The sequence below is a fragment of the Streptomyces sp. SP18CS02 genome (assembly GCF_036322365.1).
Classification (GTDB): Bacteria; Actinomycetota; Actinomycetes; order Streptomycetales; family Streptomycetaceae; genus Streptomyces.
Genome location: NZ_JAQYXC010000297.1, coordinates 50964 through 64676, shown reverse-complemented (window position 1 = coordinate 64676; position 13713 = coordinate 50964). Strand labels below are relative to the sequence as shown.

The window sequence follows — 13713 nt, the reverse complement described above, 5'->3', positions numbered from 1 at the left end:
GGCGGACACGGTCCGGACCGCGATGGGGGCTGCGGGCCGGTCGCGCGGCGGCCCGGCGGGCCGCACGCCACGGTACGCCGCGGCGGCCGGGCCGGCAGAGGTGACGCGGGGCACGCCGGGGCAGCCCGGGTCGCGTCCGGCACAAGCCGCGCTCGGCCGCGGGCGGTGACGAGCGGGAGGCACGGCGCATTACGGACGCCGTGGGAGCGGGCGGACCGCTGTTGCGTGCACGCTGTTCCCCTCAGGGAATTCCGAAAGGGGCCCCCACGGCTCCGTGGGTATTGCCGCGGGCACATCCGCGGGGATCCCGCGCCCCCGCGGACAACCGAGTCAGAAGGAGGTCATCCGTGTTCGTCACCTCGCTCGACCTTCCCCTACGAGGGCGAGAGTGCGAGCTGTCGTACATCCGCGACGTACTCGAATTCGGCCGCTCCCAGGGAAGCGCGCTGCTGGTCGTGGAGGCGCCGCCCGGGTTCGGCAAGACCCGGCTGCTGCGTGCCTGCGCGGCCATGGCCGAGGAGATGGGATACGCCACACCGGGCAGCACGCAGCCGGGTCACCGGGAAGCGGTCAGCTGGTCCCGGCACCGGCGGCTGCCCTCCCCGCGGGGCGGCGGACCGCGGCGTCAGCCGGGTGCGAACGCCCCGCTGCTGCTCCTGCTCGACGAGGCCGACCGGCTCGGCGGCGGGGCGGCCGACACGCTGCTGTCCCGCCGGGCCGGCCTGCACGGCAGCCCCGCCGTCTCCGTCGTGGCCCACCGCTCCGGACGGGCGCCCGAGGCGCTGGGCGCCATACTCGCCAGTCCGACCGGCCGTCGCGCGCACCTCGCGCTGTCCCCGCTGCCCCCCTCCGCCTGTCTCCAGGTGGCCACCGACATCCTGGGCCTGCCGCCGTCCCCCGCCCTGGTCGAGCTGCTGGACGAGGTGGAGGGCAATCCGCGCCTGCTGGTCGCGATGCTCACCGGACTGCGCGAGGAGCAGTCCCTGAGCGTCGTGGACGGGCGGGCCCACCTGGCCGTGCGGCGGCTGCCGCAGCGGCTGCGCGACCAGGTGGACGCCACGCTGGACACCTTCTCGCCGGAGTGCCGCCATCTGCTGCGGATGGCCGCGGTCCTCGGTGAGGAGCTGGAGTACGAGGTCCTCGCGCCGATGCTGCGGACGTCCCCGTCCGGTCTGTTCCAGCTGCTGGAAGAGGCGGTGGCCACGGGCGCGGTGCGCAGTGACGGCATCAGGACCGTGTTCGGCAACGCGTTGCTGCGCCGGCTCATCGCGGGATCCGTGCCCGCCTCCCTCCAGCGGGCGCTGCGCCGCGAGGCGGAGGAGAAGCGGCGGCCCCGGGCGCCGGCGACGGATGTCGCGGCGCGCGGGGCCGTACCGCTCAACGACCGGCAGAGTGCCGTGGTGCGGCTGGTGGGCGAGGGACTGACCAACCAGCAGATCGCCAGACGGCTGGAGGTGTCCCCGCACACCGTCAACTACCACTTGCGCAAGCTGTTCTACAGCTACGGCGTCCGGTCGCGGATCGACCTGCTCAGGGCCGTGGAGCGGCAGGCGCGGCAGGGCGCGGGAAGGTGAGCCCGCCCTCGAGCAGCCCGGTGAGCTTCCGGGCGGGCATGAAGCGGAAGTACGCGTCGCGCAGCGGGCGGCGCACGGGGTTCTCCGCCTGCTCGAAGTCGCTGAGGGAACGGGAGGCCGCGACCATCCCGCGGGTGCGCTCGCGCCGCTCGTCCTCGTACCCGCGCAGGGCGCGCGGCACGTCGTCGGCGCCGGCGAGGTGACGGGCCAGGACGGTGGCGTCCTCGATGGCCATGCCCGATCCCTGCCCGAGGCTGGTGAGCATCGGGTGCGCGGCGTCACCGAGCAGGGTCACCGGTCCCTTGCCCCAGCGCTCCAGGAAGGCCCGGTCGCGGGAGGGGACGGCCAGGATGGACTCCTCCGGGGTGACCCGGATGGCGTGCTGGACCTCGTCGGCCCAGCCCTCGAAGGCGCGGGCCACGTCGGCCTTGCCGCCCTTCCAGTCGTGGGACTCGCGGGTGGGCATGTTCTTGGTGCCCCACCAGTAGAGGCAGCCGCCGCCCATGTCCACCAGTCCGAACCGCTGTCCGCTGCCCCAGTAGTGGATGACCGCCCCGGTGCTGAAGCGCGGGTGGCTGTAGGGGGTGAGAGCCAGCCAGCAGACGTAGCCGCTGTCCTGCGAGTCCTCGGGGCCGACGAGCTGCCGGCGTACGGCGGAGTTGTAGCCGTCGGCTCCGATCAGCACGTCGCCGTGGGCCTCGCGGCCGTCCTTGAACCGGACCCGCACCTCGTTCGTCGTCCCGTCGACGGTGTACTCCTCGGCGGTGGCGCCCAGGGTGATGGGTATGCCGTCGGTCGCGGCGAGCAGCGCCCGCTGGAGCGCGGGGCGGGTGATCAGGACGCTGGGCACACCGAGCCGTCCGATGATGTCCGGGAAGGGGAACTCCCGGATCAGCCGGCCCCGGGCGGTCCTGACGTGGTACGACTCCAGTACCTGACCGTACTTGTCGAGGCCGAGGTCCAGGTCGATGGAGTCCAGGGCCGCGATGGCGTTGCTCATCACCGACAGGCCGGAGCCGGCGGCCTTGAGCTCGGTGGCCCGCTCGTAGATCTCGACGTCCAGGCCGAACCTGCGGAGCGCGGCGGCGGCGGTGAGGCCACCGATGCCCGCGCCGATGACGATCGCCTTCCGTGGCCTGCGTGAAGCCGGGGTGTTCTGAGTCATTTCACTCTCCGATCAGTTCGGTGACGACGTCGACCACGTGGGCGATGTGGGGTTCCTCCATGATGGTGAGGTGGTCGCCCGGCACATCGATGACCGTCAGTTCTCCGCTGGTGCGCTCGCGCCAGCCGTTGGTGGGGTCCTGGTGCATGGAGCCGATGGCAGTGTGCATCGAGTCCAGCACCTCGGGCAGCGGCTCCATGGCGTGGATCAGCACCATGTCCTGGTCCACCACCTCGGGCCGGTAGTCGAACGCGGCGCGCCAGTTCGCCTCGTACACGTGGAAGAGCCTGCGTACGACCGCTCCGGTGCTGCCGGCGGGCAGGACGCCCTCGTCGACCGCGAGCTGTGCGATGAAGTCGAACTTCTCGGCCACGGTGTCCAGACCCGGCGGGATCGCCTCCAGCGGGGAATCACCGCCGCGCTGGAGCCACAGCAGCTCCCAGAAGAACCAGCCCAGCAGTGCGTCGTCATCGGTCTCCCGCCGCCGCCCGGAGCCCAGTGCGGTGGTGTCGAGCAGCACGAGGCGCGCCACCCGCTGTCCCTGCGCGCGCAGTTGCCGGGCGATCTCGAACGCCACGAAGCCGCCGAACGACCAGCCGCCGATGTCGTAGGGGCCCTCGGGCTGCAGGCGGCGCATGGCGGCCACGTAGCTGCCGGCGATCTCCGGGACGCTGCGCAGCGGCTCGGTGCCGGGGTCGACGCCGGCCGCCTGGAGGGCGTAGAAGGGCTGGTCCGCCGGGAGGTATTTGGCGAACCGTACGTAGCACAGGACGTTGCCGCCCATGGGGTGGACGAAGAACAGGGGCCGCTTGTCGCCCTTGGAGCGGATCGGTACCAGGGGGTCGAAGGCGGCCACGGCGTCCCCGCTGCGCAGCCGGGCGGCGAGTTCGGCGACGGTCGGGGCGGCGACGAACTCGGACATCGGGACGTTGATCCCGTACCGCTGCTCGATGAGCACGACCAGGCGCATGGCGGTGAGCGAGGTGCCGCCGAGGTCGAAGATGTTGTCGTGGACGCTGATGGCGGGCAGTTGCAGCAGCTCGCCGAGGATCTCCGCGAGGGCCTTCTCGTACGGGTCGCGGGGCGCGGTCGCGTCGGCCGAGGTGGTCGCGGTCAGCGGCAGTGAGCGCAGGGCGCGGTCGTCGCGCTTGCCGCTGGGTGTGAGCGGGAGCGCGGGGAGCCATTCGACGTGCGAGGGCACCATGTAGTCGGGAAGTACCGACCGCAGCTGCTTGACGAGCTGGTCGGTGTCGGCCCGCTCGGGGTCGCCGACCAGGAACGCGGCGAGGAACGAGTCGTTGCCCTCGCGCCGCCGGGCCACCACCGCCGCCTCGGTCAGCCCGGGGTGGTCGGAGCCGAAGCGGGCGATCGCCAGCTCGACCTCCGCGGGCTCGACGCGGAAGCCGCGCACCTTGACCTGCGCGTCCGACCGGCCCACGCACACCACCGAGCCGTCGGGCAGGGTGAACCCGAGGTCGCCGGTGCGGTACAGCCGCTCACCGGGGGCGCCGCCGGGGTGCGGCACGAAGCGCTCCTCGGTGAGTTCGGGCCGCCCGGCGTAGCCACGGGCCAGGCACACCCCGCCGAGGTACAGCTCGCCCTTCACACCGGGCGGGACGGGGCGCATCCGGGCGTCCAGGACGTGGACCTCGGCGCCGTCGATGGGTGTGCCGATGGGCGGCAGGGCCGGGAAGCGGGCGGGGTCGCCGGTCATGGTGTGGCGGGTGACGACGTGCGACTCGGTGGGGCCGTACTGGTTCTCCAGGATCACCCCGGGCAGCGCGGCGCACAGGGCGCGGATCTCGTCGGTGACCCGCAGCTGCTCGCCGGAGGAGAGCACCGCCTTGAGGGCGTGCGGCACGGTGCCGAGGGCGTTCGCCGTCTCGGCCAGCTGCTGGAGCGCCACGTACGGCAGGTAGAGGCGCTCGACGCCCTCCCGGTCGAGCAGGCGGAGCAGGGCGGGCATGTCGCGGCGCTCGCTCTCGCCGACCAGGAGGAGCGTCCCGCCGCCGCACAGCGTGGAGAAGATCTCCTGGAAGGAGACGTCGAAGCTCATCGGCGCGTACTGGACGGTGGTGCCGCCGACGACTCCGCTGGGTGCGCCGTTCTGCCAGGCGACGAGGTTGGCCAGGGAGCGGTGGGGCATCTCCACGCCCTTGGGCCGGCCGGTGGAGCCGGAGGTGAACAGCAGGTAGGCGATGCCCTCCGGGTCGAGCTCGGGCAGTGCGGGCGCCGCTTCCCAGCCCGGGTCGGCCTCCGAGAGGAGTTCGTCGGCGAGGAGGACGTCCGCGGTGTCGGTGAGCAGATGGGTGTGCGCGGAGTGGGCGACGACCTTGAACGGTTCGGCCTGCTCCAGCATCGAGGCGATGCGCTCCTGCGGGTAGCCGGTGTCCAGCGGGACCGTGGCGCCGCCCGCCTTGAGGACGCCGAGGATGACGGCGATGGTCTCCGGTGAGCGTTCCATGGCGATGCCGACCCGGTCGCCGGGGGTGGCGCCGAGGGCGAGCAGGCGGTGTGCGACGCGGTCGGCCGCCCGGTCGAGTTCCGCGTAGCTCCAGCGCCGGTCGGCCAGGACGAGGGCGGTGGCGTCGGGGGTGCGCGCGGCCTGTGCCTCGAAGGCGCGTACGACGTCGGGTGTTTCGGCGGGCACCGCCTCGGCGGACCCGGGCGCGGGGGCGATGTGTGCGCCGAGGGCCGCGCGCTCCGGGGCCGGGGTCTCCGCGGCCGCCGCCAGGAAGGCGAAGTCCGCGGGCTCCTGCGGGTGGTGCACGACGCGGCGCAGGATCTCGGTGAAGCTGTGCGCGTACAGCTCGCTCTGCGCCGGGCTGAAGGCCCGGCCCTGGAAGTCCATCCGCAGCCATATCCGGTCGTCCGCGGGGTCGGTGACGGCATTGACCAGCAGGGAGAAGTTGGTCTCCTCCCAGGCCCGGAAGCCCAGCGAACGCACCCCGGGCAGGGAGTAGACGGCCGCGAGCTGGCGGAAGTGGATGTAGTTGAACGCGGTGTCCAGCACGGTGATGCCGAGGTCCTCCTGGATGGCGCTGAGCGGGTAGCGCCGGTGCGGATGACTGTCCTGCTCGCTGCGGAACGCCTCGCGCACCACGTCCAGCCAGCTGTCCCGGGCGGTGTCCAGCCGGACCGGCATGGTGTTGAGGAAGAGCCCGGCGATGCGTTCCGACCCTTCCCGTTCGGGGCGCCCGTGGGTGACGAGTCCGGTGGTGAGGTCGTCGGTGCCGGAGAACAGCCGCAGGGTGAGCAGGTGCGCGGCGAACAGTACGGACTTGACCGGCAGGGTGTGGGTGCGGGCGAAGTCCCTGACCGCTGACGTGAGTTCGTCCGGAAGGTCGACCTGGCGGGTGATCAGTGCCTCGTCACCCGGTGTCTCGTGCGGGGTGAACGCGTCCAGCTGGAGCAGCGGGGCGCCGTCGAGCAGCGTCCGCCAGTACTCCCGGGTGGCGGCCGATTCCAGTGCCTGGCGTTCGGCGCGTATGTGGTGCGCGATGGACGGCAGGGCGAGGTCGGGAACGGCCTCGATGTCCTTGCCGAGCGCGTGTGCGTAGTCCTGCAGGAGCTCGCGTACGAGGTTGGCGACACTGCCGCCGTCGAGGATCGCGTGGTGGAAGCTGAGCACCAGCTCCACGGACCGCGCGAGCACATGGACACGCAGGTGGTACAGCGGGGCACGCTCGAACGCATACGGGTGGAAGCGACGCTCCTCGACGTGCCCGCGTATCTCGTCCTGGGCCTGCGCGTCGGTGCGGTCACGCAGATCGACCGTTTCAAGAGCGCTCTCGACCGTCTCGTGCACGATCTGGAGCGGTTCGGAGAAGCTGCCGAGGTCGAAGGAGGAGCGCAGTACGGGATGGCGCGCCACGAGCCGGTCGAAGGCGGTCCGGAACCCGGCCTCGTCCCACTCCAGGTCGAGGCTGTACTGGAAGACGTCGCGGTAGACGGCCGAGTCCTGCTGGGCGCGGCTGTGGTACAGCAGGCCGAGCTGGAGGCGGCTGAGCGGATAGGCGTCCTCGTGCCCTTCGAGCCGGGCCCGGTCGACGCTGGAGACCAGCTCGAAGGGGGCGGGCTCCGGGGCCTCGGCGCCCGCCGGCCCGGTGGTGGTGAGGGCGGCCAGTCCGGCGACGGTCGGGTGGCGCATCACGTCGCTGAGGGAGAAGAGCAGACCGCGCTTCTCGGCGAGGGCACGGATCCGCAGCATCAGGATGGAGTCGCCGCCGAGGGCGAAGTAGTCGTCGTGGACGCCGACCCGGTCGACCTCCAGGACCTCGGCCCAGACGGCCGCCAGGGCCGCCTCCGTCGCGTCCCGGGCGGGGACGTACGCGCGCCGGCCGGCCTGCGCACCGCTCGTGGCGGGTTCGGGCAGGGCGCGCCGGTCGGCCTTGCCGTTGGGGGTGAGCGGGATGCGGTCGATGCGTATGAAGTGCGCGGGGATCATGAACTCGGGCAGACGGGCGGCCAGTTCGCCGCGGAGCAGCTGGGTGCCGAGCTCGGTGTCCGCGACGTAGTGGCCCACGAGGTAGGTGCCCCGGGCGTCGGACCGGTGGTCCACGACGATCGCGTCGCGTACGCCGGCGACGGACGCCAGGGCGTTCTGCACCTCGCCCAGCTCCACACGGTTGCCGCGGATCTTGACCTGCCCGTCGATGCGGCCCAGGTACTCCAGGTTCCCGTCGGCCAGCCGGCGCGCCAGGTCCCCGGTGCGGTACAGCCGGCCGCCGGGCGCGAAGGGGTCCTCGGTGAACTTCTCGGCGGTCAGGCCGGGGCGCTCCAGATAGCCGCGTGCCACGCCGGCACCGCCGATGTGCAGCTCGCCCGGCACGCCGATCGGCTGCGGCTCGCCGTAGGGGTCCAGTACGTACAGCTGCGTGTTGTCGATGGGGCGGCCGATCGGCACCCGGCGCACGGGCTCGCCGGGCACGGAGGGGCAGTCGTAGTACGACACGTCGACGGTCGCCTCGGTGGGGCCGTACAGGTTGACCAGGGCGGGACGGCGGTCCCGGTCGCCGAAGACGCGGTTGAACTGTTCGACGCGCGCCGGGGGCAGGGCCTCGCCGCTGCAGAAGACCTGGCGCAGCGTGGCGGCGTCCGCCCGCAGTTCGGGCCGGCTCTCCAGCAGGTCGAGGAAGGGGCCGAGCATGGAGGGCACGAAGTGCATGACCGTCACACCGCGTTCGGCGACGGTCCGCAGGATGGTCGCGGGGTCGCGCTCACCGCCGTGCGGCAGCAGGGTGAGCTCCGCCCCTTCGATCGCCCACCAGAACAGCTCCCACACCGATACGTCGAAGGAGATCGGCGTCTTCTGGAGCAGCACGTCTCCGGCGCCGACGGGGTAGCGGGACTGCATCCAGGCGAGGCGGTTGACCACCGAGTGGTGCTCGACCATGACGCCCTTGGGCTTGCCGGTGGAGCCGGAGGTGTAGATCACGTACGCGATGTCGTGGGCGGTGGCGACCGGCTCCAGGGGGGCGCCCGACCCGCTGAGGGCGAGCTCGTCCACGCGCAGGACGGGCAGGCCGTCGACCGGACGGGCCTCGCCGGAACCGGGTCCGGTGAGCAGCACCTTGGCGCGGCTGTCCCGGAGCAGGAACCGCTGCCGGTCGGCCGGGTAGCCGGGGTCGACCGGCACGTAGGCGCCGCCCGACTTGAGCACGCCGAGCAGGGCCGGCAGAGTGTGCGGGCCGCGCTCCAGCAGGACGGCCACGCGGTCACCGGGCACAACGCCCCGGGCACGCAGCGCCCGTGCGACGCGGTTGGCCCTCAGGTCGAGCTCCGCGTAGCTGAGGGACGTCCCCCCGGCGCTCCCTCCGGCGGCGTCGGCCGTGCCGAGGGCGGTGGCGGTGACGGCGGTGCGGTCCGGAGTACGGGCGGCCTGCTCCTCGATGAGGCCGTGCACGGTCATGTCGTCGCGGTACGGGACGGCCGGGCCCCGGCTGCCCCGTGTCAGCTCCTCGCGCTCGGTCCCGCTCAGGATCGGCTGGGCGAGAGCGGGGCGCTCCGGCCGGTCGACCGCCTCGCGCATCAGCGCGGCGAGGTGGCCGGCCATCGCCTCGACGGGGAAGTCCTCGTCGAAGACGTCACGGGCGTAGTCGAGGTCGATCCGCAGGTCGGCGTCGTCGTCGAAGGCGTGGACCATGATGGCGAGCGCGTCCAGGTTGTGCACCGGGGCGCTCATCACGCCGGACCGCTCGATGTCCGGGAGCGCCTCGATGTGCGGGTGGCGCAGATAGGACAGGGTGACGTCGAAGAGCCGCCGTGCGTCGGGGGAGCCGGACGGCAGGTCGCGCAGCACGTCCCCGAGTGCGAACCGCTCGTGGGCGCGCAGGGCGTCCGTACGGGCGCGGACCTGGGCGGCGATGTCGAGCACGGTGGCGTCCTCGGGGACGGCCACGCGCAGCGGCAGGGTGTTGGCGAAGTGCCCGACGATCTCCCGCTCGCGCTGGGTGCGGCGATTGAGGAACGGGACGCCGAGCACGATCTCGTCGGCGCGGTGGACGCGCGCGAGGTACCCGGCGCAGGCCGCGGCGATGAAGGCGAACGGGGAGCTGCCGAGCTCGCGGATCCGGGAGACGAGCGAGCCGTCGACGGTGAAGGTGTGGCGGCCGCGGCGTTCGACGCCGGGCCGCCGCTGCTCCGCGGGGTGCTGGAAGAGCGCGGGCGCCACACCCGTCAGGGCCTCGCGGTGGAAGGCCCGGTCCGCCTCGTGGGCGGGCGAGCCCCGGTGGACGGCGTCCTCCTCGATGAACTCGCGGTAGGACGGGGCGGAGCGGGAGTCGGCCTCGTCGCCGGTGTCGGTGCCGGTGCCGGTGCCGGTGCCGGTCAGCCGCGCGTACTCGGCCCACATGGACCGGGTGACCAGGTGCAACGCCCAGGCGTCGGCAAGGAGGTGGTGGGCCTTGAGGTGGACGTGCACGACATCGGCGTTCTCACGTATCAGGGTGGCGTTGAACAGGGGCGCGCGCCGGAGCGTGTACGGCCGGCCGAAGGCGTCCTGCTGCCACTCCTCCCAGGCGGCGGCCGGGTCCGGTGCGCCGGAGAGGTCGACGTGGTCCACCCAGGCGTCGTCGTCGCCGGTGACCCCGCTCTCGAACCACTGGACGGGAACACCCTCCTGTTCGTCGAAGCGCAGAAGGAACACGTCGCTGCGGCGCAGGGCGCGCGCGAAGGCCGTACGCAGCGCGGGGACGTCGGTCTTCCCTTCGAGGCGCTCATGGACCATGACATTGAATTGGGGGTCGTCCGGCGTACGGGACTCGGCAGCCCAGATATCACGCTGATAGGAAGTGAGAGGGAGAAGGCGGCGAGTCGCCACAGCCTTTCCTTTCTGTCGTTTCGTTGCCGATTTTCTCGAAATTCAAGGAAACCAATCGCTCGGAACCCTAGGCTTCCGAATGTCGGGCGATCCACTACTCGAACGAGTAGCCCTCCACTACTCGTTCACGTAGCAACCGTTTACGGAACCCCGCACGGCGTCCACCCCTCACCACGGCCGTTGACGTGGCGTTTCGACGGGAAACGGCGGGCGCGGCGCGTCGACGGGGCAGGCCACCACCGGCACATTTCCGCCAGAAGCCCTCCACAGGTCAAGGGCGTGTACCCGGGGACTCAAAGGGTGCTCAAAAAATACTGGAAACCGAACGGATCACGAGTGGAAGTGCCGTGAAATCGCACCCGTTCCCCTGCTGACGCGACGAGGAAACAGGAGATTCATCACCGTCGCGATCCGGCTGTACAACCGTTTTATTTCACGGACGGAATCGGAACGTCACGCGCGGAGACGTGAGGGCGGTCCCCGGATCAGTCCCCGGCGTGCCGCGCTCGCCGCCCCGTCGGCGCGTCGTCGGCGCCGGACGGGCAGGCGGCACCGGAGGGCAGCCGCTCAGGCGGGTGGGCGGGCACGCGGGCGGGCGGGCGGGCGGGCGGGGACAGGAAACAGCGGCGCGGCCACGGGGGCGCGCCGAACGGCATCGCCCCCGTGGCCGCGCCGCGGGTCCTTCCCGGTTCACCGCCCGGCGGTCAGCAGGCCCACCGCAGTTCCTGGGCGACCCGGGCCTCGACGTCCGGACCGCTGTACATCAGGGCGGTGAGCGCTCCGCCGTACAGGCGCGGCTCGTCGCCGCCGCGCAGGGGGGACAGCGGCGCCCCGACGGAGGCCGTGGCGTGGTGGCGCGCCCGTCGCGCGTCATAGGCGGCCAGCCAGCCCCGTACGTCCCTCCCGCTGCGGTCCAGCAGGTCCCCCAGGGCCACGGCCTCCTCCAGCGTGCGGCGCAGGCTCTGGGCCGCACGCCACCGCGTGGGGTGCGCGGCGTCGCCGAGCAGCGCGATCCGCCCGTCCGCCCAGCGGGTGGCCGGCTCCCCGTCGTACAGGGACCAGGCGTGCCAGTGCTCGCCCATGGCGAGGATGCCGCGGGCGACAGGGGCGGCGTCGGGGAAGGCGGCGAGCACCCGGGCGGCGTCGACGCGCTCGGCGGACATCGGTTCGGCCGAGGTGTCACGGCGCATGGCGGAGAGGCTCACGTATCCGCCGTCGCCCACCGGGAAGTGCACGATGTGCCAGCCGAGTCCCGCCCACAGGGTGGTGACGTCCTCGCGCAGCCCGTCGGGGACGAGGTCGATGGGGACGAGGGTGCGGTACAGGGTGTGACCCGACAGCGTGGGGGCGCTGCCGCCGGTGAGCTCGTCCCGGATGGCCGAGTGCACGCCGTCGGCCCCGATCAGCACGTCGCCGGTCAGCCGTTCACCGCTGTCCAGTTCCACGGTCACCGAGTCGGCGTCCTGGGCGTGGCGCACGACCCGGCTCTGGCCCCGCAGCCATACGGTGTCCATCTCCCAACAGGCGTTCAGCAGCGGTTCGTAGAGATCGAGCCGCAGAGCCGTCGCGTGCACCCGGCCGAACCGGTGGCTCCTGCGTCTCGTCTCCACCTTGCCCATGGGCTCGCCGGTCGCGCCGTCCATGAAGTGGCATTCGGTGATCGGCAGCGAGCGTTCGAGCACCGCGCGGCCCACCCCCAACCGGTCCAGCGCGTGGAAGGAGTGGGGACCGATCTGAATACCCGAAACGTTCTCGACGAACGTCGGCCGCTGTTCCAGCACGGTCACCTCGTGCCCACGACTTCCCAGGGACAGGGCCGCGGCCAGGCCACCGATCCCCCCACCCGTAATAAGAATCCGCATGCCCTCGATGATGTGCCCCGGTCACAGGCCAGCACGACTCCGCGTGCGGCACTTCGTCAGGTGAGCACCGCGAGTTGACATAGTCGCGTGGCACGGGGTGCGGCATAGCGCCGGTTGTGCTGCACCCCGCTCGCGGACCTCACGCGGGATGGTCGACCCAGTCCATGCGTCCCGTCCGTCCCGGGCGCGTCACACCGTCGCCGCGCCCCGCGCCGTCACCGCGTCCCATGCGGTCGATGCGCTCGCCCCGGTCCATGCGCTCGATGGTGTCCATGCAGTGGCTCCACGGACGCACCCGGGCCTCCGCCGCGCTGAGTATCCGTACGAGATGCGCGGCGGACGCCAGGGTCATGTGGCGGTGCCAGCCCTCCAGGGAGCGGCCCTCGTAGTCGAGGATCCCGACCTGGGTGGCGGTGTCCACGAAGTCCTGCTCGACCCGGCCGACCAGCTTGGCCAGCCGCAGCAGGACACCGAGCGGAGTCGCCGTCAGATTGGTGATCCAGCAGTGTGCGGGGCGGCCGTCCGCCCGGTCCCACTGGCCCAGGAGCAGCAGCGGGCGTCCGGCCCACTCCACCCGCACCCCGGCTATCAGGCTCCTGCGGGTGGTGCCGGTGACCGGGTCGGTCCACTCGACCGGACGCCGCAGCATCCGGTTCATCTGGAGCAGCCGGTCGGCGTGGAGCGATCTGCGGGTTCCGCCGGGCGCCCAGGGGGCGGCCTCGGTCACCCGCAGATCACCGTGGACGCGGGCCAGCAGCGGTTCGCCGGCGTCCACGAACCGCTCCGCCGCGGGCCGCAGGTCGGCGTCGGGCATGTCCAGGACGACCGGGCGGGGCCCCATCGGCGAGCAGTCGAAGCCCACGGTGACGTCCGCGGCCCGCTCGGCCGGCCGGTCGCCGGGCAGCAGCAGGCTCCACTGCACGGGTACGGTGGCCCGCTCGGCCACGCCCCAGACGCCGACGGCCTGCTGGCCGCTGACGGCATGGCCGAGCGAGGGAACGTACCGGCGCTCCACTCCGACGGTGCGGGTGCCGACCTTGGGAATGACGATCGACTGCACGACCCAGGCGGCGACGCGCAGTTCGCGGTCGGCGTGGCGGGTGAGGGCCTGCCGGACGGGTTCCCAGTCCCAGGTGGAGGAGGCGATGAAGTGGTGCAGGCTCTGGGCGGTCTCCCGGCCGCCGACGCTCGCGGCGATGTTCCGCACGGACTTGCGGCCTTCGGCCTTGAGCAGCCCGTGCAGGTACTGAGCCCCTTTGCGGCGCTGATCGACGCGGGGGAGTTCCGCGAAGAGGGCCTCGCACAGGTCGTCCAGAATTGCGCTCCTCTTCCGGACCCTTGACACGGGAACCGGCCCCTTGACCGGTTTCGTGGATGAGGACGCCGTATTCACGCGGACATCCGGACGAGCATCCGCACGGACATTCGATCGGGCGCCCGGCCGATCAACCGGCCCGGAATCCGGTCCGGAAGCCGGATTCTCCGGTGCGGTGCTCGTCGGCGAGATGGTCGTACCGGACTTCGCGAACTCCGGACCGCGCCTCATACCGTTCCCCCCTATACCGTGCCGGTAAGCCTCCAGTCTGCTGTCCGGCAGCCCGCAGGACCCTTGTCCCACCATTGAGTGGCTGGAATACAGCAGCTCCAGAACCTGGAATGGCGGTACACGGACGCAAGCATCACACATCCGTGTACCGCGATCACCGTTCGGACCGTCGCGCCAAGGGGGTTCAGCGGCCGACGGGCTCCTTGTCGTGGTGGGTGTCCGACTCCTTGGGCCCCACGGACGGG

General features: G+C 72.2%; 4 protein-coding genes and 1 pseudogene. 1 reads left to right on the top strand and 4 read right to left on the bottom strand.

The genetic code is table 11. The features are described 5' to 3' along the window. The first annotated feature begins 347 nt into the window (after window positions 1-347). Window positions 348-1574, top strand: a complete 1227-nt coding sequence (locus PUR26_RS29050; RefSeq protein ID WP_329876843.1) for a helix-turn-helix transcriptional regulator — start codon at window positions 348-350, stop codon at window positions 1572-1574. On the opposite strand, the gene PUR26_RS29045 is transcribed toward PUR26_RS29050, so the two are convergent. The 4 genes and pseudogenes from PUR26_RS29045 to PUR26_RS29030 all read right to left on the bottom strand — a co-directional run. Further along, window positions 1531-2739: an FAD-dependent monooxygenase gene (locus tag PUR26_RS29045; RefSeq protein ID WP_329876841.1), complete on the bottom strand. Its 1209-nt coding sequence runs from the start codon at window positions 2737-2739 to the stop codon at window positions 1531-1533. The two genes, PUR26_RS29050 and PUR26_RS29045, sit on opposite strands and share 44 nt — an antisense overlap. Before the next feature lies 1 nt (window position 2740). Further along, window positions 2741-10060 carry a non-ribosomal peptide synthetase gene (locus tag PUR26_RS29040; protein WP_329876840.1) on the bottom strand — a complete coding sequence of 2440 codons (7320 nt, stop codon included), beginning with the start codon at window positions 10058-10060 and terminating at the stop codon, window positions 2741-2743. A 704-nt stretch (window positions 10061-10764) separates the two neighbouring features. After that, complete coding sequence (locus PUR26_RS29035) at window positions 10765-11922, bottom strand: FAD-dependent monooxygenase (protein WP_329876838.1); 1158 nt, start codon at window positions 11920-11922, stop codon at window positions 10765-10767. Window positions 11923-12226: 304 nt separating this feature from the next. Then, window positions 12227-13267 (bottom strand): annotated as a pseudogene (locus PUR26_RS29030) (IS701 family transposase); the annotation flags it as partial. Between the last annotated feature and the right edge of the window lie 446 nt (window positions 13268-13713).

Excerpts from the sequence above, each read along its gene's own strand:
- PUR26_RS29045 (WP_329876841.1), bottom strand. The coding sequence starts at position 2,739 with ATGACTCAGAACACCCCGGCTTCACGCAGGCCACGGAAGGCGATCGTC.
- PUR26_RS29035 (WP_329876838.1), bottom strand. The coding sequence starts at position 11,922 with ATGCGGATTCTTATTACGGGTGGGGGGATCGGTGGCCTGGCCGCGGCC.